The 17,472-nt window shown below is 73.4% G+C and carries 15 protein-coding genes; 10 read left to right on the top strand and 5 right to left on the bottom strand.

Annotated features, from left to right (window positions below; genetic code table 11):
* Positions 1–7 precede the first annotated feature (7 nt).
* Complete coding sequence (locus ACOJUI_RS16485; protein WP_422116010.1) at positions 8–1,999, top strand: heavy metal translocating P-type ATPase; 1,992 nt, start codon at positions 8–10, stop codon at positions 1,997–1,999.
* A 50-nt stretch (positions 2,000–2,049) separates the two neighbouring features.
* On the top strand, positions 2,050–2,955 hold the full coding sequence (locus ACOJUI_RS16480) for an NADP-dependent oxidoreductase (protein WP_422116009.1): 906 nt from the start codon (positions 2,050–2,052) through the stop codon (positions 2,953–2,955).
* Here ACOJUI_RS16480 and ACOJUI_RS16475 read toward each other — a convergent pair.
* Both ACOJUI_RS16475 and ACOJUI_RS16470 read right to left on the bottom strand, forming a co-directional pair.
* A complete protein-coding gene (locus ACOJUI_RS16475) occupies positions 2,942–4,330 on the bottom strand; it encodes an amino acid permease (protein ID WP_422116008.1) in 1,389 nt (462 codons plus the stop codon). The genes ACOJUI_RS16480 and ACOJUI_RS16475 overlap by 14 nt on opposite strands.
* A 110-nt stretch (positions 4,331–4,440) precedes the next feature.
* Positions 4,441–5,280, bottom strand: a complete 840-nt coding sequence (locus ACOJUI_RS16470) for an NAD-dependent epimerase/dehydratase family protein (protein WP_422116007.1) — start codon at positions 5,278–5,280, stop codon at positions 4,441–4,443.
* A gap of 78 nt (positions 5,281–5,358) precedes the next feature.
* Here ACOJUI_RS16470 and ACOJUI_RS16465 point away from each other — a divergent pair, with 78 nt between their 5' ends.
* The 8 genes from ACOJUI_RS16465 (at position 5,359) to ACOJUI_RS16430 (ending at position 12,874) form a co-directional block, all read left to right on the top strand.
* Positions 5,359–6,696 carry a lactate racemase domain-containing protein gene (locus ACOJUI_RS16465; RefSeq protein WP_422116006.1) on the top strand — a complete coding sequence of 446 codons (1,338 nt, stop codon included), beginning with the start codon at positions 5,359–5,361 and terminating at the stop codon, positions 6,694–6,696.
* A 47-nt stretch (positions 6,697–6,743) separates the two neighbouring features.
* A complete protein-coding gene (gene larE, locus ACOJUI_RS16460; RefSeq protein WP_422117691.1) occupies positions 6,744–7,598 on the top strand; it encodes an ATP-dependent sacrificial sulfur transferase LarE in 855 nt (284 codons plus the stop codon).
* Positions 7,591–8,295: a nickel pincer cofactor biosynthesis protein LarB gene (gene larB / locus ACOJUI_RS16455; RefSeq protein WP_422116005.1), complete on the top strand. Its 705-nt coding sequence runs from the start codon at positions 7,591–7,593 to the stop codon at positions 8,293–8,295. Before larE ends, larB begins: the two co-directional genes overlap by 8 nt.
* A complete protein-coding gene (locus ACOJUI_RS16450; protein WP_422116004.1) occupies positions 8,292–8,633 on the top strand; it encodes a DMT family transporter in 342 nt (113 codons plus the stop codon). The genes larB and ACOJUI_RS16450 overlap by 4 nt, the downstream gene beginning before the upstream one ends.
* Entirely contained in the window at positions 8,630–8,950 is a 321-nt protein-coding gene (locus ACOJUI_RS16445) for a DMT family transporter (RefSeq protein WP_422116003.1), read from the top strand. The genes ACOJUI_RS16450 and ACOJUI_RS16445 overlap by 4 nt, the downstream gene beginning before the upstream one ends.
* 131 nt (positions 8,951–9,081) lie before the next feature.
* Positions 9,082–10,083, top strand: coding sequence for a LacI family DNA-binding transcriptional regulator (locus tag ACOJUI_RS16440; RefSeq protein ID WP_422116002.1), 1,002 nt, complete (start codon positions 9,082–9,084; stop codon positions 10,081–10,083).
* Positions 10,084–10,163: 80 nt separating this feature from the next.
* The gene (uxaC, locus tag ACOJUI_RS16435) at positions 10,164–11,603 is read left to right on the top strand and encodes a glucuronate isomerase (protein ID WP_422116001.1); all 1,440 of its coding nucleotides are present in this window, start codon (positions 10,164–10,166) and stop codon (positions 11,601–11,603) included.
* Complete coding sequence (locus tag ACOJUI_RS16430) at positions 11,603–12,874, top strand: mannitol dehydrogenase family protein (protein ID WP_422116000.1); 1,272 nt, start codon at positions 11,603–11,605, stop codon at positions 12,872–12,874. The genes uxaC and ACOJUI_RS16430 overlap by 1 nt, the downstream gene beginning before the upstream one ends.
* Positions 12,875–13,361: 487 nt before the next feature.
* Here the strand turns inward: ACOJUI_RS16430 and ACOJUI_RS16425 are convergent, their stop codons facing one another.
* The 3 genes from ACOJUI_RS16425 to ACOJUI_RS16415 form a co-directional block, all read right to left on the bottom strand.
* Complete coding sequence (locus ACOJUI_RS16425) at positions 13,362–14,273, bottom strand: DUF559 domain-containing protein (protein WP_422115999.1); 912 nt, start codon at positions 14,271–14,273, stop codon at positions 13,362–13,364.
* Positions 14,274–14,557: 284 nt separating this feature from the next.
* Positions 14,558–16,048: a gluconokinase gene (locus tag ACOJUI_RS16420; RefSeq protein WP_422115998.1), complete on the bottom strand. Its 1,491-nt coding sequence runs from the start codon at positions 16,046–16,048 to the stop codon at positions 14,558–14,560.
* A gap of 150 nt (positions 16,049–16,198) precedes the next feature.
* On the bottom strand, positions 16,199–17,197 hold the full coding sequence (locus ACOJUI_RS16415) for a universal stress protein (RefSeq protein WP_422115997.1): 999 nt from the start codon (positions 17,195–17,197) through the stop codon (positions 16,199–16,201).
* Positions 17,198–17,472: the final 275 nt, after the last annotated feature.

The following is a 17,472-nucleotide window of genomic DNA, read 5'->3' as shown; positions in this document are numbered from 1 at the left end:
CCTCATCATGGACACCCCGACCCGCCGACTGCGCGGCCCCTGGGGCACCCCGTTCGCCGCGGGTCTGCTCATCGTCGTCGCAGCGATCATCTCCCTGGCCGCCGGGGTGAACCCGTTCGGCGCCGGCTCCCACCACGGCCTGGGCTTCTCGCCGGAGGGGCCCACCGCCCTGATCGTCTCCGACCTGTTCATGGTCGCCGGCGCGCTGGTGGCCGGCCTCCCGATCGTCCGCCAGGCCGTGCGGGCGCTGGCGGCCAGGGTCATCGCCATCGACCTGCTGGTCTCGATCGCGGCGATCGGTGCGCTGATCATCGGTGAGTACTGGGAGGCCGCCGCGGTGACCTTCCTGTTCGCCATCGGTCACGCCCTCGAGGCCCGCACCCTGGACCGCACCCGCTCGGCCCTGGCCGAGCTGGTGGCCGTCGCCCCCGACGTCGCCGTGGTGCTGCGCGACGGCCAGCAGGTCGAGATCCCGGCCGCCGAGGTCCAGCCCGGAGAGACCGTGCTGGTCAAGAACGGGGCCAAGGTCCCGGTCGACGGCATCGTCGTCGGTGGGAACGGGGCCCTGGACGAGGCCTCGATCACGGGCGAGTCCCTCCCGGTCGAGAAGGCCGACGGCGATCAGGTCTTCGCCGGAACCGTCTCCGGCGGCGGGTTCCTGCAGGTGCGCGCCACCGGCATCGGCGCGGACACCACCCTGGCCCGGATCATCCAGCGCGTCGAGGAAGCGCAGGACGCGAAGGCCCGCACCCAGTCCTTCCTGGAGAGGTTCTCCACCGGGTACACCCCCGCCGTCCTCGTGCTGGCCCTGATCACCGGGCTCGTCACCGGCGATGTGGTCCTCGCCCTGACGCTGCTGGTGATCGGCTGCCCCGGCGCGCTGGTGATCTCGATCCCGGTGTCGATCGTGGCCGGCATCGGCCGTGGCGCCAAGGACGGCATCCTGATCAAGGGCGGCGAGCACCTGGAGACCAGTGCGCGGATCACGGCGGTCGCGCTGGACAAGACGGGCACCCTCACCGAGGGCAGGCCCCACCTGACCGACGTCATCGTCCTGGACCCCACCCTGGGCCGCGCCGAGGTGCTGGGCTGGGCCGCCCGCGCCGAGGCCAGCTCCGAGCACCCCCTGGCCCGCCCCCTCATCGAGGCCGCCGCCGCAGAGCACCTGCCCACCGACGGCCTGCCCGAGAGCACCGACCCCGTGCCCGGCAAGGGCATCGTGGCCACCCTCGACGGCCGCCGCGTCGCGGTCGGCAACCTCGCGCTGCTCGCCGCCGAGAGCGTCACCGACGTCCGCGGTGCGGGCGCCGAGGTCGACCGCCTGGCCGGACGGGGACGCACGCCGATGATCGTCGCCCTCGACGGTCGGGTGATCGGGGTGGTCGCGGTCGCGGACCGGCTGCGCACCGATGCCCGGGAGATGATCGGCCGCCTGCACGCGAGGGGTGTGCAGAAGGTGGTCATGCTGACCGGCGACGACCGGCGGGTCGCCGTGGCGGTCGCCGAGGAGGTCGGGGTGGACGAGGTCCATGCCGAGCTGCTGCCGGAGGACAAGCTCGCCGTCGTCACGCAGCTGCAGCGCGACGGCCACACCGTCGCGATGGTCGGCGACGGCGTCAACGACGCCCCCGCCCTGGCCGCCGCCGACATCGGGGTGGCGATGGGGGCCGCCGGCACCGGCGTCGCCATCGAGACGGCCGACATCGCCCTGATGAAGGATGATCTGCTGAAGCTCCCGCAGGCCATCGGGCTCGCCCGCGGCACCGTCGCCGTGATGAGGCAGAACATCGCAATCGCCCTGATCACCGTGATCGCGCTGCTGGCAGGCGTGTTCGCCGGCGGCGTCACCATGGCCGTCGGCATGCTGGTCCATGAGGGCTCCGTCCTCCTGGTCATCGTCAATGCGATGCGTCTGCTGCGCCGCCGCCCGGCCCGGGGCGATCTCCGCGCGAGGGTGCCCTCCCGGGCCCGCGCGCCGCAGACTGTCGGTGCGGCCTGATGGCCGTCGCCCTGCGTCCCCGCCGTCGTCCCCTCGCGAAGGAGCCCGCCATGTCCAAGGTCCTCGTCGTCACCACCTACGGCGGCCCGGAGGGGCAGCGGCTGATCGACCGGGAGGCGCCGTCGCCCGGGCCCGGGGAGATCGCCATCGAGGTGCGCGCCGCCGGCGTGAACCCCGCCGACTGGAAGCGCCGCCAGGGCGCCTTCGGCACCTCCGCGGCGCTGCCGGTGGCGATGGGGCTGGAGGCCTCCGGCGTCGTGACCTCCGTGGGCGAGGGGGTCGAGGGCTTCGCGGCCGGTGACGAGGTGCTGGGCAGCCCCGCCCGCGGTCTCGGCGCCTTCGCCGAGCACACCGTCCTGGCCGCCGGCCGGTCCCTCGCCAAGCCGGCGGAGATCTCCTTCGCCGCGGCCGCCACCCTCCCGGTCGCGGGCACCACCGCCTGGGACCTCACTCACCAGGTCGATGCCGAGGCCGGGCGGACGCTGCTGGTCCTCGGCGCCGGGGGCGGCGTCGGCCGGATGGTCCTGCAGATCGCGGCCGCCCGGGGGCTGAGCGTGATCGGGGTGGCGTCCGCCTCGAAGCGCGGGGCGATCGAGGCCGCCGGCGCCGCCTTCGTGGTCTCCGGTGACGGTGCGGCGGACCGGGTCCGGGACCACGTCCCGCAGGGCGTCGACGTCCTGGTGGACCTCGTCGGCGGGAGCGCGCTGCGCGCGCTCGCACCGCTGGTCGCCGATCCGTCGGGGATCGTCTCCGCGGCCGATGCGAGCACCGCGGTCGAGCTCGGCGGCGCCGGCCGCCGGCGGTCCGCCGGGGCGCTGGGGGCGATCACCGGCCTCGTCCGGCGCGGACTGGTGGACCCCCACGTCGTGGCGGCCTACCCCCTGCGCGACGCGGGCGCGGCGATCGCCGCGGTCGAGGCCGGCCACAGCGGCGGCAAGATCGTCATCCTGCCCTGAGCAGACGGTGGCGGCCGGTGGCCACGTACAGCAGCGACATCCCGACCAGGAAGGCCAGACCCACCAGGAGCGCCGTGTGGTACTGGCTCAACCGCGCCATGATCCCGACGGTGACCAGGATGAACGCGATCGCGAAGAGCTGCCCGTAGGGCCACAGCGGCACCGGGAACGCGAGCGCCTCGCGCTCGGCGCGGCTCATCCCGCGGCGGGAGGCGACCTGCGCGAGCAGGATCATCAGCCATACGAAGATGGTCGCGAACGTCGCGAGCGAGGCGACGATGGTGAAGACGGCCTCGGGCAGCGCGTAGTTCAGCACCACCCCGACCACCAGCACCCCGAGCATCGCGAGCGTGGTCAGCACCGGCACCCCGCGCACCGTGCGGGCCAGCGCGGAGGGCGCGAGGTGCTGCCGGGCCATGCCCGCGACCACCCGGCCGGCGCCGAACAGGTCCGCGTTGATCGCCGACAGCGCCGCCGTGATCACCACCAGGTTCAGCAGCGCCGCCGCCCAGTTCACGCCGAGGGTGCTGAAGATCTGGACGAAGGGGGACTCCTCGCCGGTGATCTGCCGCCAGGGCGTCAGCAGCAGGATCACACCGATCGCGAGCACGTAGAACAGCAGGATCCGCAGCGGCACCGTGTTCACGGCCTTCGGGATCGCGGTGCCGGGGTCCTCGGCCTCGGTGCCGGCCACGCCGATGATCTCGGTGCCGCCGAAGGCGAAGAGCACCAGGATGAAGGCGCTCATCATGCCGCCGACGCCGTTCGGGAAGAAGCCGCCGTCGGCCGTGAGGTTCGACCATCCCGTCGGCCCGCGGCCGTCCAGGCCGAGCACCAGGATCGCCGCGCCGCCCAGGATCATGGCGACCACGGCGGTGACCTTGACGATGGTGAAGACGAACTCGAGCTCCCCGAACCAGCGCACGCTGGCCAGGTTCGCCGCGCCCACGATCAGCAGCGTCGCCGCCACCCAGATCCACTGGGCCGTGTCCGGGAACCAGAACCGCATGTAGATCGCGATCGCGGTGAGGTCGGCGAGGCAGACGATGAGCATCTCGAAGGCGAACATCCAGCCCGTGATGTACCCGGCCCAGGGCCCGAGGAAGCGGCGCGTGTACTCGGCGAAGGAGCCCGAGACCGGCATCCGCACCGCCATCTCCCCGAGCGCGCGCAGCATGAAGTACACGACCGCGCCGCCCAGCAGGTACACCAGCAGCACCGAGGGGCCCGCCGCCTGGATCGCGCCGGCCGAGCCGTAGAACAGGCCGGTCCCGATCGCCGAGCCGAGGGCGATGAAGTGGATGTGCCGCGCCTTCAGGCCCGGCCGGCGGCGGGCGGGGGCGGCGGCGGGGGAGGGCTGGGTGGTCGTGCTCATCGAGGGGACTGCTCCGGGGAGGGGGAGGAAGAGGCAGCGGTCGTGCCGTGTTCACGGTACGACCGCTGCGCCCCGCTCAGGACGTGTGTCCCGCCACGTCCGCCGCCGCCTCAGCGCCAGCTGTGCTGCGGCTCGAAGCCGAGGACCGCGCGGGCCCTCTCGATCGAGAGCAGGGTGCCGGTGCCGGAGATGTCCCCGCGCACCTCGACGTCCGGGAAGACCTCGGCGACCAGCTCGGTGTTGTCCCGGGACATGACGGTGTCGGCGGCGGCGATGATGAAGCGGTCGAAGCCGGTGGCCGGGTGCTCGAGGGCGAGCCGCACGGCCTCGGCGCCGTCCCGGCCGTCGATGTAGCCCCACAGGTTCCACTTGCGCGCCCTGGCGTCGGCGTCGAAGGCGGGGAACTGCGCGTAGTCCTCCTCGTCCATGACGTTGGAGAAGCGCAGGGCGATGATCTTCAGCTCCGGGTGCCACCGGGTCAGCTCGATCGCCAGCTGCTCCTCGAGGTGCTTGGACAGGGAGTACGTCGACTCGGGCCGGGCGGGGTAGTCCTCGTCGACGGGGATGTAGGGCGGCGGGGTGTCGAAGGGCAGGCCCAGGACCGTCTCGCTGGAGGCGGTGACGATGGTGGTGATGCCGGCCTTGATCGCGGCGGTGAACACGTTGTAGGTGCCGATCAGGTTGTTCTGGAACGTGGCGGTGTTGGTCGCCAGTCCCGGGGCCGGGATGGCCCCGAGGTGCACCACGGCGTCGAAGCCCTCCGGCGCCTGCTCGTCGATGCCGGTGAGCGCATCGAGCACCTGGCCGGCGTCCCGCAGGTCGATCTGGACGAAGCCCGGGCCGCGGTCGCCGGCCCGGTCGAGGTTGATGGTCTGATGTCCGTGGTCCCGGAGATGCCGGACCACCGTGCGCCCGAGCTTGCCCGAGCCTCCCGTCACTGCGATTCTCATGGACCCATCCTGCCCCCTCGACGTGGCAACCGACGGGCCTTCCTTGTCCCCGCAGGTCGCGCAGAGCATCATGGGCCCATGAGCGAGACGACGGCGACCCAGCTTCCCCAGATCCACCCGATCCCCGAGGGCCTCGCCGAACGTGCAGCGCTGCTGGGCGGTCCCGAGGGGACGCTCACCGACGAGCAGATCCGCGGCTTCGTCGCCGAGCAGCTCGCCACCGCCGACCTCGACGGGAAGAGCGTCTGCCTGATCCTGCCCGACGGCACCCGCAACGTCCCGTTGCCCAAGGTGCTGCCCGCGATCCACGAGGCGCTCGCCGGCCGGGCCGCCTCGGTCACGGTGCTGATCGCGCTGGGCACCCACGCCGCGATGAGCCCCGGCGCCATCGACGTCCTGCTGGGCGCCACCGAGCGCGGCGCCGCCGCCACCTATCCCGGGTGGACCGTGGTCAACCACGCCTGGGACGACCCCGCGCAGATCGCGGACCTCGGCGAGATCTCCGCCGCGCGGATCGCCGAGCTCACCGGCGGTCTGCTCACCGACGTCCCGATGCGGGTCCAGATCAACCGCCTGGTCGTCGAGTCCGACGTGAACCTCGTCGTCGGCCCCGTCTTCCCCCACGAGGTGGTGGGCTTCTCCGGCGGGAACAAGTACTTCTTCCCCGGCTGCTCGGTGCACGACGTCATCGACATCTCCCACTGGGTGGGGGCGCTGATCACCGCCAGCCGCATCATCGGCACCCTCGGCATCACCCCGGTGCGCCAGCTGATCGACGCCGCCAGCGACCTGATCAGCTCCGAGAAGCTCTGCTTCACCATGGACGTCGCGGCCGGCGGCGCGGAGCTCGGGGCGATCGCCTTCGGCGACCCGCAGGCCGCCTGGGCGGCGATGGCCAGGATCTCCGCCCAGACCCACATCACCTACGTCGAGCGGCCCTACCGGCGGATCGTGGCGCTGGTGCCGGAGATGTACGACGACATCTGGACCGGCGCCAAGGGCTTCTACAAGTCGGAGCCGGTGTGCGCCGACGGCGGCGAGGTCGTCATCTACGCCCCGCACATCACCGAGGTCGCCGCCATGCACCCCGGCCTGCGCGACATCGGGTACCACAACATCGAGTACTTCACCAAGCAGTGGGACCGCTTCAAGGACCACCCCTGGGGGGAGCTGGCCCACTCCACGCACGTCACCGGCCTGGGCACCTACGACCCCGAGACCGGTGAGGAGAAGCAGCGGGTGCGCCGCTCCTTCGCGACCTCCATCCCGCAGGAGGTCTGCGAGGCGTACAACGTCCCCTACGTCGACCCCGCCTCGCTCGACATCGAGGCGCTGCGCAACGACCCCGAAACCCTCGTCATCGACCACGCCGGCGAGGTGCTGTTCCGCCTCGCCGAGGAGCGCCAGAGCCTGTGACCACCTCCCTGTTCCATCCCGGGCACCCCGGCTTCGCGGTCACCGCCATGACCCCGCAGGCGCTGACCGGGCAGACCCTCGAGCTCGCCGACGCCGTCTCGGCCCAGCTGCGCGGCGTGCAGCGGCTCGGCGTCGCCTACTCCGGGGGCGTCGACTCCGCGGTCCTGCTGGCGCTCGCGGTGCGCGCCCTCGGCGCCGAGAACGTCATCGCCCTGCTCGGCGTCTCGCCCTCGCTGGCCCGCCGCGAACGGCGCCTGGCCCACCAGGTCGCCGCCGTGATCGGGGCCGAGGTCGTCGAGGTCCTCACCCAGGAGGGGGAGAACCCCGAGTACCGGAAGAACGACGCCGCGCGGTGCTTCCACTGCAAGGACGAGCTGTTCACCCGCATCGACGACGAGATCGTCGGCGCGCAGGCCCTGGACGCCGTCGCCTACGGCGAGAACGCCGACGACGCCACCCGGCACGACCGCCCGGGGGCCGGCGCCGCGACCCGCCACCGGGTGCTGCGCCCGCTGTCCGTCGCCGGCATCACCAAGGCCCAGGTGCGCGAGATCGCCCGCGCCCTCGCGCTGCCGGTCGCGGACAAGCCCGCCGCCCCCTGCCTCGCCTCCCGGGTCCCCTTCGGGCAGCAGGTCACCCCCGAGAAGCTCCGCCAGATCGACGACCTCGAGGACGCCGTCTACGCGCAGGGCTTCAGCGACTGCCGGGTCCGCCACCACGGCGAGGTGGGCCGGATCGAGCTGCCCACCGACGAGCTCCCCCGCGCCCTGGAGCCCGACGTCCGGGCCGCGCTCCTCGCCGCCGGCAAGGAGGCGGGCTTCGCGCACGTCACGGTCGACCTCGACGGCATCCGCTCGGGTCTGTTCTCCCTGCAGATCGTCGGCAGGGGCGCCGGTGCCTGAGCAGGACGGCAGGATCGAGGGCTTCCTCGACCTCGACCTGGACCGCTCCCGGCGCCGCGGCGCCCCCGAGGCCGTGCTCTGCGACGCCAAGAGCGTCGAGCAGGTCGCCGCGATCGCCGCCGAGTACGCCCGCCTGCACGCCGCGGGCCGGGAGGACCTGGGCCCGGTGCTGTTCACCCGCGCCGACCGAGAGCGCGCCGCGGCGGTGCTCGCCGCCCTGCCCGAGGCCTCTCACGACGTGGGCGCCCGCCTGCTGGCCTGGCCCGCCCAGCCGCCCGCGCCCAGCGGGGGCCTGGTGATCGTGGCCTGCGCCGGCACCAGCGACCTGCCGGCGGCCCGCGAGGCCGAGCTCACCGCCCGCTACCTCGGCCGCCCCACCCGCCTCATCGCCGACATCGGCATCGCGGGCCTGCACCGGCTCCAGTCGCGGCTGCCGGAGCTGCGCGAGGCGGCCTGCGTGGTGGTCGCCGCGGGCATGGACGGGGCGCTGCCGACCGTGGTCGCCGGGCAGATCAGCGCCCCGGTGGTCGCCCTGCCCACCTCCGTCGGCTACGGGGTCGCCAGCGGCGGCGTCACCGCCGCGCTGACCATGCTCTCGGCCTGCGCGCCGGGGATCGGCGTGGTCAACATCGACAACGGCTACGGCGCCGGGCATCTCGCCGCGCAGATCGCCCGCTGGGCGCCGACGCCCGGATGAGCGCCTGGCTGCTGCTGCTCGGCGCGATCCTCAGCGAGGTGGCGGCCACCGTGTCGCTGCGCGGGGCGCTGGACCACCCCGGTCTCTACGTCGTGGTGGTGCTCGGCTACGCGCTCTCCTTCGCACTGCTGGCCCTGGTGCTGCGCCGCGGGATGCCCCTGGGGGTCGCCTACGGGATGTGGTCGGCCTGCGGGGTGGTGCTCACGGCCGTCCTGTCGGCGCTGCTGTTCGGCGAGGTGTTCACGGTGCTCAAGGCCGCCGGGATCGTGCTGATCGCCGCCGGGGTGGTGCTCGTCGAGCTGGGCTCCCAGCGGGCGCAGCGGGAGGCGGCGCGATGAGCTGGCTGCTGCTGATGGGCGCCGTGGTGGGCGAGGTCGCCTCCACCCTCGCCCTGCGGGTCGCCGCGGGCGGACGCCGCTCCTGGTACGCGCTCGTGGTGGTGGGGTACGTCGTCGCCTTCACGCTGCTGTCCGGCGCCCTCCGCACGGGCATGCCCCTCGGGGTCGCCTACGGCGTCTGGGCCGCGGCGGGCATCGTGCTGACCGCCCTGTTCTCCAAGCTGCTGTTCCGCGAGCCGCTCACCCCGCTGATGGGGCTGGGGATGGGCATGATCGTGGTCGGGGTGCTGCTGGTGGAGCTCGGCGCCGCCCCCTGAGGACGCCCCGGGAAGCGCTGGTTGCCGCCGGTTGCCCCCCTCGGCGGGGTAGAGTGCGTCCACCGACAGAGGCGCGACGCACCGCGCCCCGACCAGGCAGCGCCCGCAGCGGCGAGGACGGAGCCCACCCGGTGGCCGAGAAGCGCGTGACCATCTACGACGTCGCCAAGCGCGCCGGGGTGGCCCCCTCGACGGTCTCCCGCGCCTTCTCCCGGCCCGGCCGGGTCAGCGCCGCCACCCACGCCACCGTGATGGCCGCCGCCAAGGAGCTCGACTACCGCACCGCGGCGCCCCCCGCCCAGGAGCGCGGCCAGCGCCACCACCGCCTCGGCATCGAGGTCCCCGACCTCACCAACCCCTACTTCGCCGAGCTGGTCTCGGGGATGCAGGAGGCCGCCCACGAGCAGGACTTCCTGCTGCTGCTGCTGGACACCGTGGAGGACGAGGTGCGGGAGCGCTCGAGCCTCGAGAGCGCCCTGAACGTGGTCGACGGGATCGTGCTGTCCGGAAGCCGGCTGTCCGACGCCACCCTGAACCACCTCACCAAGCGCATCCCGGTGGTGGTGCTGAACCGGCGCGTGGCCGGCCTCGACTCGGTGACCCCCGACTTCGAGCACGGGATGGGCCAGGCCATGGCGCATCTCGCCGAGAACGGCATCCGCACCGTCACCTACGTCGCCGGGCCGGTCAACTCCTGGTCCGATGGGGAGCGCTGGCGCGCCGCGCGGGCCTCGGCGCGCACCAACGGCCTGCAGGTCCAGCGCCACGGCCCCTTCGCCCCCACCATCGCCGGCGGCGAGCAGGCCTTCGAGGAGCTGCGCGAGTCCCTGCCCCATGCGGTGATCTGCTACAACGACCTGGTCGCCTTCGGCTTCCTGATCTCCGCGCTGCGGGCGGGGATCCGGGTGCCCGGGGAGCTGTCGGTGATGGGGCACGACGACATCCAGCTCTCCCGCCTGGTCGGCGGCGGGCTGACCACGGTGGTCAGCCCCAAACGGGCCCAGGGTCGGGCGGCCGTCGAGCGCCTGGTGCGCCGGATCGAGAACCCCTCGGCCCACCGCACCCCGGTCGAGGGCACGCTGCCCGTGCGCCTGGTGCCGCGCGGCACCACCGGCCCCCGCGAGGCCCGCTGAACCGCGCCGAACCGTGCGACCTGGTCGGCAACCGGTGACAACCCCCGGCGTCGGGTGCGCTCCCTTGCGAGGATGACCGCATGAGCAACGACGCCTACGTCCCGCATCCCGACCGACTCCTTCCCGCCGACCCCGCCGTGCGCGAGATCGCGCGCGGGCTCTACGAGCTCGAGAAGGACCAGCCGATCGTCTCGCCGCACGGCCACGTGGACCCGCGGCTGCTGCTGGACGACGAGCCCTTCCGGGATCCCACCTCGCTGTTCATCACCCCCGACCACTACGTCAACCGCCTCCTGCACGCCCGCGGCGTGGACCTCGCGGACCTCGGCGTCGGCCAGGGCCCGCTGGACGAGACGGCCTCCCGCCGCGCCTGGAGCCTGCTGGCGGAGCACTGGCACGCCTACGCCGGCACCCCGTCGCGGTACTGGATGGAGCACGAGTTCCACGAGGTCTTCGGCCTCGAGACCGTGCTGAACCCGCGCACCGCCGACGCGATGTACGACGCGATCGCCGAGCAGCTCACCCGCCCCGAGTTCCGCCCCCGCGCGCTCTTCGACCAGTTCAAGATCCGCGTCATGGCCACCACCGACGACCCCGTCGACGACCTCGCGCCCCACGACGCCCTCGCCGCGGACGACGCCTTCACCGGCCGGGTCATCCCCACCTTCCGCCCCGACAAGTACCTCGAGCCCGGTCGCGCGGACTTCCGCGCCCTGACCGACGCGCTCGGCGAGGCCGCCGGGGTCGACGCCGGCACCTACGACGGTCACCTCGAGGCGATGCGCATCCGCCGCCTCTACTTCCGCGACCACGGCGCGGTCTCCTCCGACCACGCTCACATCGACCCGGGCACTGAGCGGCTCGCCGAGGAGGACGCCCGCCGCCTCTACGCCGCCGCCCGCGGCGGGGAGATCTCCGCCGCGGAGGCCACCGCGCTGCGCCGCCACCTGCTGGCCGACCAGGCGCGACTGGCCGCCGAGGACGGCCTGGTGATGACCCTGCACCCCGCGGTCTCCCGCAACCACAGCGAGGCGATGTTCGAGCGCTTCGGGGCCGACGTCGGCTTCGACATCCCGGTCGCCGTCGACTTCGTCCACCACCTGCGCCCGATGCTCAACGACGTCGGCCACGCGCCGAACTTCCGCACCGTCCTGTTCACGATCGACGAGACCGTGTTCTCCCGCGAGATCGCCCCGCTGGCCGGCGTCTACCCCTCGGTGTACGCCGGTGCGCCGTGGTGGTTCATCGACGCCCCCGACGCGATCCTGCGCTACCGCCGCGCCGTCTCCGAGACCATCGGGTACAGCCGCACCAGCGGCTTCATCGACGACACCCGCGCGTTCTGCTCGATCCCGGCCCGCCACGACATGGCCCGCCGGCTCGACGCGACGCACCTCGCAGGACTGGTCGCCGAGCACCGGATGCGTCACGAGGACGCCGCCGAGCTCGTGGCCACCCTGCCCGAACAGCAGCCCCGCGAGGTCTTCCGCCTCGGTGACGCTGCAGGAGAGAAGAACTGATGAACAGCCCCAGCCCGTCCGACGTCGGCCGCCTCGTCCACCTCGGCATCGGCAACTTCGCCCGCGCCCACACCCTGGTGGACACCGAGATCGCCGGCGGCTGGTCCGTCGCGGCCTTCACCGGCCGCTCCGCCGGCATGGCCGACTCCCTGAACGCGCAGGGCGGCCGGTACGGGCTGATCGTGCGCGGCCCCGAGCAGGACGAGGTCCGCATCGTCGACGTCATCGACGAGGTCCATCCCGCCGCCGACGTCGACGCCCTGGTGCGACTGCTCGCCGATCCCTTCACCGCCGTGGTCACCCTGACCATCACCGAGAAGGGCTACAGCGCCGGCAGCGACCCCGCCACCTCCGCCCCGGCCCGGATCGCGCTGGGCCTGCAGGCCCGCCGCGAGGCCGGTGTCGAGGAGCCGATCGCCCTGGTCTCCTGCGACAACCTCACCGGCAACGGCGAGGTGCTGGGCGCAGCGGTGCTCGCCGAGCTCGACGAGGAGATGCGCACCTGGTTCGCGGACCACGTCGACGTCGTCTCCACCATGGTCGACCGGATCACCCCCTCGGCCGATGAGAAGGCCTCCGAGATCGTCCGCGCCCAGACCGGTCTCGACGACCTGGTCCCGGTGGTCACCGAGCCCTTCTCCGAATGGGTCGTCGAGGACCGCTTCCGCGGCCGCCGCCCCGAGTGGGAGAAGGCCGGGGTGCAGTTCACCGACGACATCGAGCTCCACGAGCTGCGCAAGCTGCGGCTGCTCAACGGCGCCCACACCCTGATGGCCTACGCCGGCCAGGTGGCCGGGGTGGAGCGGGTCGACGAGGCGATCGCGCACCGCGAGGTGCGGGCGCTGGTCGAGGAGCTCTGGGCCGAGGCCCGCTCCACGCTCGCGCTGCCGGAGGCCGAGCTCGACGCCTACACCGCGGCCCTCGAGGAGCGCTTCCGCAACCCCCGCCTCGCCGACTTCCTGATCCGCATCGCGGCCGACGGCTCCGCCAAGCTGCCCGTGCGGGCGCTGCCGGTGATCGCCGAGCTGGGCGGCCCGGAGCAGGCCCCCGGCGAGGTCGCGGCCGTCGCCGCCTGGACCGCCTGGGTCACCGACCGCGTGCGCGGAGGTCACGAGGTCAAGGACCCGCAGGCCGACGCCATCGCCTCCGCCGCCGCCCTCGAGGACGACACCGAGCGGGTCACGGCGCTGCTGGACCTGATCGGCGTGCCCGCGGGGGATCCCCTGGTGGTGGCCGTGGTCGCGCAGGAGAAGCGCCTCCCGCGGCCCTGAGGTCCCGCTGCCGCGCGGTGGCTGGGCGCCCTCCACGCTCACCCTGCCGCCGCGCGACGGCGCCGACCCCGCGTTGCGCCCCGCTGCCGCCCGGTGACCATCGGGTTATGTGCGCCTGGCTTCCATTCTCGGAAGAGAGGCGCACATAACTGTTCGGTAGGTCAGGGTGCGGGGGCGGGTGTGGCGTACCCGTCGCCTGCGAGTTGCCGGGGCCCGGCTCGCGGACCCCGGGAGTACTTCGCTCGACGTGGACCCACGGTCTTCATGTCCTTCGCGGGTTTCCACGTGCCTCAACGTGTCCGAAAGCGCTCCCACGCGCATCAACGTGTTTCCGCGTGCATCAACGCGCATCAACGTGTTCCCACGATCATCGGCGCGGCGCGGCGCGACCGTGGGGTCATGTGCACCTCACTCCGTTCTTGGAAGTGACGTGCACATGACCGGCCAGTTGCTCGGCGCGGCGCGGCGCGGATCGGGGGCCTCGATCTCAGGCGCGGGCGAGCGGGGCCTGGAGGTGCCGGAGCCTGCCGAGCAGAGCATGGGGGTCCGCGAGGTCGGCGTCGGAGGCGCGCACCACCCGCCAGCCGAGCTCGTGCAGGACGTCGTCCTTGCGCCGGTCTCGCCGGTGGCGGACGCGGTCGGTGCTGTGCCAGAAGCCGTCGTACTCGATCGCGAGGCGCAGCGCGGGGTAGGACAGGTCCAGCCGGAACGTCTCTCCCGTCAGCGGTGCTCTGACCTCGAGGTTGATCACCGGCTCGGCGAAGCCCGCGTGCAGCAGGAGCAGCCGGGTCTCGGTCTCCTTGGGGGACTCGACCCGATCGCGGGCAAGGGCCACGGCCCGGCGCACCCGCGTGATCCGGTACGTGCCGGTCGCTGCCGCGACCAGGTCCCGCAGCTGCGCCGCGGTGGGTCGCGGGCGCAGTCTGCTGTGCGGGCCCACGAGCTGGTCGGCGGCCGCGACCAGCTGGGTGTGGCTCAGTGTCCGCGAGAGCTCGGCGAGCAGGGCGACCGGGCCGCTGATCGCGACCCCGCGGATGCGCGAGGAGGGACGGTCCGGCCCCGTGTGGACGTGGAGGCGAGGGGTGGGGCGGCGTCGTGGACGCCCCGGGGGCAGCAGGCAGTGGACCAGCAGGGACTGCGCGTACTCGTGCTCGCGGGGAAGCGGGACCTCCAGCAGCTCGGCAGCCGTGGCGTGGCAGATGACGGCCCCCGGGAGCACCGAGCGCTGGAGGGTGCGGGCGATCACCTCGAGCCGGGCGGGGGCGTCGGACGGGGTGCACCATCCAGGGATGACCTCGATGAACTCCGTCGAGGCCAGGCGCCGCGGATGAACGCCGCGGACGAGGAGGTCGGCGCGTCGGTGCAGGCTGCGAGGTTTCGGTGACCAGCGGGGAACCATGCCCGGGACGGTACGGGCCGCGGCGGCGCCGACCGCTCGGCGCCGGCCCCGCTGTGGATGGCCGCGTGCTGGGGAGGAGAGGTCGCCCTTCCCCATCCTCAGGCGCGTTCAGCCCCCCATGCGGACCGGCGGAGCGGGCCTACCGTGGAGTTATGTGCAGCCGGCTTCCGGAATTGGAAGCTGGGCGCACATGATTGCGCGGTAACCCCGCAGGGAACGGGCGCCGGAGCGCGGGGGCGAGCGAGCGAGGAAGGGCCCGGGAGCGCCCCGAATCCAGCCCGCCCTCAGGCCAGGTCGGCGAGCTGCTCGAAGCGCTGGAGGCGTTCGCGGTAGTAGTCCTGGTGCGCCAGGACCGGCTCCACGCGGGTCAGCACCGGCACCTCGGCGACCGCCGTGCCGGGGGAGGCCTGCTCGAGGGCCATCACGGCGGCGCCGCGCATGGTCGAGCGGGAGACCGCGACGTGGTCGATGGGGGCGCCCAGGGCGTCGGACAGCAGGTGCAGCCAGCCCGGGATCACGCCGGTCATCCCGCCGGACAGGACGATCCGCTCGGGCTCGCCGCCGGCCTCGCGCATCTGATCGGCGATGCGCAGGAACGACAGCGCGACGCCCTCCATCGCGCCCAGCAGCATGTCCTTCCAGGTGGTGGACGCACTGACGTTCGCGAACACCGCCCGCGAGCTGCCGCGCCACTTGGTGCCGCGCTCCCCGGAGAAGAACGGCACCACCAGCGGGGTGCCCTCCGACGGGGGACCGGAGAAGAGGCTCATGGTGTCGGTCTCGGCGACGTCGAAGGGCATGGCCAGTTCGTTGCGGCACCAGTCCAGGACGCGGCCGCAGTCGCTCATGGCGGAGCCCACCAGGGTGCGCCGCTGGTCGACGCGGTAGGCCCACAGGCCGCTGGGCAGGGTGGGGATGTCGGTGTCGAGCAGCTGGCGGATGGCGCCCGAGGTGGCGGTGGAGATGCCCCAGGTGCCGGCGCCGAGCGCCCCGATGCCGAGGTTCGCGGCGAGGCCGTCCCCGATCACCGGCAGCCAGACGGCGCCGCGCAGCTGCGGGAACTCGGCGGCCAGCGGGGTGCCCTCCACCGGGACGGCGTCGGAGGGGTCCAGGGCCGGGCCCATCATCGACAGGTCGATCCCGAGGACCTCGAGCAGCTCCGGGACGTACTCGCCGGTGCGGCGGTCGATCATGCCGGACCAGGCGGCCGAGGCGGTGCCCAGCGCCGGGGTGCCCAGCAGCTTGAAGGCGGCGTACTCGCCCAGCGCCATGAAGCGGTGGGTGCGGGCGAAGACCTCCGGGTGCGTCTCGCGCAGCCAGGCGATGCGCGGCGCGGTGTACGAGGAGTGCAGGCGAGAGCCGGTGCGCTCGTGCAGGGCGGGCACGTCGAGCTTCTGCGCCAGCAGGTCGACGTGATCATGGCAGCGCGTGTCCGCGTAGGTGATGCAGGGGGTCAGCGCGTTGCCGGCGGCGTCGACCGCGAGCAGCGAGGAGGCGAAGGTGTCGAAGCCGATCGCGCGCACCTCGCCCGGCAGCGGACCGGCGGCGAGCACCGCGGCGAGGGAGGTCCGGATCTCCTCGACGATCTGGTCGGCGTCCACGGTGCTGGTGCCGTCGTCGTCGACGGTGAACTCGTGGACCTCCTTGTGGTTCAGCTTGCCGACCTCCCTACCGGTGACGTCGTAGACCGCGGCGCGGGTCCCGCCGGAGCCGATGTCGATCCCGACGACCAGGGGTCCCTGGGCGTCCTCGGCCGAGAGGTTGAAGCGGGGCATGGAGTTCTCCTGCGCTGGTCGGGGGCGCCTGCTCCATCGGGCGTCGATGCGGGGACGCAGGCCGTCCGCTCAGCATACGAGCAGCAGCGAGACCCTGTCTGGGGCTTCGCCGCCGGTTGCCATGGTGCGGCCGCCGCCGGCCGCCCGCGCTCAGCGGGGGCGGCGGGGCGCGGCTCCGTGACGGGACGAGTCCGGCACCACCAGCACCGGCCCCTCGGCGCGCTGCAGCAGGGTGCGGGAGACGGAGCCCAGCAGGGTGCTCGCCATGCGGCCCCGCCCCCGAGTGCCGACGACCACGAGCTGCGCCGACCGGGAGGCCTTCACCAGCTGCTGCGCCGCATCGGCGATCTTCACCTCGGTGGTGATCGGGACGTCCGGGAACCGCTCGCGCAGCTCCGCCATGTCGCGCTCGAGGGTGGTGGCGAGCTTGGTCCGGTGCGTCTCGAGGGTCAGGAAGTCCGGCAGCGAGCCCATGTACGCGCCGCCCCACTGCTCCGGCGGCGGGACCAGCATCAGCACGTGGAGCGGAGCCCGACGGTCCTGGGCGGCCCGGGCCGCGACGCTCGCCGCGATGCGGCTGTTCGTGGAGGTGTCCACCCCGACCACGACCGGGGCGTCGTCCTCGACCAGGGCGAAGCGCTCGGCACCCTCGCCGGCCCCGATCTCGTACTGCCGCGGGACCACCACGGTGGGGCACTGGGCGTGCGCGGGCAGCGCCGAGGAGACGGATCCCAGCAGGCGGCCGACGAACCCTCCTCGACCGCGCGCGCCCACCACGGCGAGCTGGGCCTCGGCCGACAGCGCCACCAGCACCCCCGCCGCGTCACCCCGCTCGATGCGCAGGTCGTACTCGCCGGGATAGCCCGCGAGGTGCTGACGAGCCTCTTCGCCCAGCTCTGCGGCGCCGGCCCGGAACAGCTCCTCGTAGGGCACGTCCGGGATCAGCCCGACGTCGGCGTGGGAGAGCCTCGGCACCGTGTACGCGGTGACCACGGTGAGGCGGGTGCCGAGGCGGAGGGCGGCGCGGGTCGCGTAGTGCAGGGCGAGGACGGCCTCGGGGGAGCCGTCGAAGCCGACCAGCACGCCGAGCGGGCGGGATGCCGGATCCTCGGGGGCGGGGGAGAGCGGGGTGGAGTCGTCGTCGTGCATGTGAACCTCCTGGCCGCGGAGCGCCGACGTGCCGGCGACGATGCCCCGCGGTCGGGTCCGCCGCCGATGCCCTCATCGTAGGCCTGCGGGGGCAGGAAGTCCCCGGGCGAAGGTCCCGAGGGCAGAGGTCCCGGGCGGTGGTGCGGAGCTCCGCGGGGTGAGAGGCCCCGGGCCACGTTCCGCGCGCCCTACCTGCGAGTTATGTGTAGCTGGCTTCCGATGGTGGAAGCAGGGCGCACATAACTCGGCGGTAACGGCTGATTCGCCGGGGCGGG

Origin of the sequence: Brachybacterium sp. UNK5269 (assembly GCF_049266655.1) — a bacterium.
GTDB lineage: Bacteria > Actinomycetota > Actinomycetes > Actinomycetales > Dermabacteraceae > Brachybacterium.
The sequence above is the reverse complement of the archived record's forward strand: the minus strand, read 5'-3'. Positions and strand labels throughout refer to the sequence as shown.

What these genes read in the sequence shown, in the direction of transcription:
- ACOJUI_RS16485 (WP_422116010.1), top strand. Translation starts at nt 8, where the DNA reads ATGGACACCCCGACCCGCCGACTGCGCGGCCCCTGGGGCACCCCGTTC.
- ACOJUI_RS16480 (WP_422116009.1), top strand. Translation starts at nt 2,050, where the DNA reads ATGTCCAAGGTCCTCGTCGTCACCACCTACGGCGGCCCGGAGGGGCAG.
- ACOJUI_RS16475 (WP_422116008.1), bottom strand. Translation starts at nt 4,330, where the DNA reads ATGAGCACGACCACCCAGCCCTCCCCCGCCGCCGCCCCCGCCCGCCGC.
- ACOJUI_RS16470 (WP_422116007.1), bottom strand. Translation starts at nt 5,280, where the DNA reads ATGAGAATCGCAGTGACGGGAGGCTCGGGCAAGCTCGGGCGCACGGTG.
- ACOJUI_RS16465 (WP_422116006.1), top strand. Translation starts at nt 5,359, where the DNA reads ATGAGCGAGACGACGGCGACCCAGCTTCCCCAGATCCACCCGATCCCC.
- larE (WP_422117691.1), top strand. Translation starts at nt 6,744, where the DNA reads ATGACCCCGCAGGCGCTGACCGGGCAGACCCTCGAGCTCGCCGACGCC.
- ACOJUI_RS16450 (WP_422116004.1), top strand. Translation starts at nt 8,292, where the DNA reads ATGAGCGCCTGGCTGCTGCTGCTCGGCGCGATCCTCAGCGAGGTGGCG.
- ACOJUI_RS16445 (WP_422116003.1), top strand. Translation starts at nt 8,630, where the DNA reads ATGAGCTGGCTGCTGCTGATGGGCGCCGTGGTGGGCGAGGTCGCCTCC.
- uxaC (WP_422116001.1), top strand. Translation starts at nt 10,164, where the DNA reads ATGAGCAACGACGCCTACGTCCCGCATCCCGACCGACTCCTTCCCGCC.
- ACOJUI_RS16430 (WP_422116000.1), top strand. Translation starts at nt 11,603, where the DNA reads ATGAACAGCCCCAGCCCGTCCGACGTCGGCCGCCTCGTCCACCTCGGC.
- ACOJUI_RS16425 (WP_422115999.1), bottom strand. Translation starts at nt 14,273, where the DNA reads ATGGTTCCCCGCTGGTCACCGAAACCTCGCAGCCTGCACCGACGCGCC.
- ACOJUI_RS16420 (WP_422115998.1), bottom strand. Translation starts at nt 16,048, where the DNA reads ATGCCCCGCTTCAACCTCTCGGCCGAGGACGCCCAGGGACCCCTGGTC.
- ACOJUI_RS16415 (WP_422115997.1), bottom strand. Translation starts at nt 17,197, where the DNA reads ATGCACGACGACGACTCCACCCCGCTCTCCCCCGCCCCCGAGGATCCG.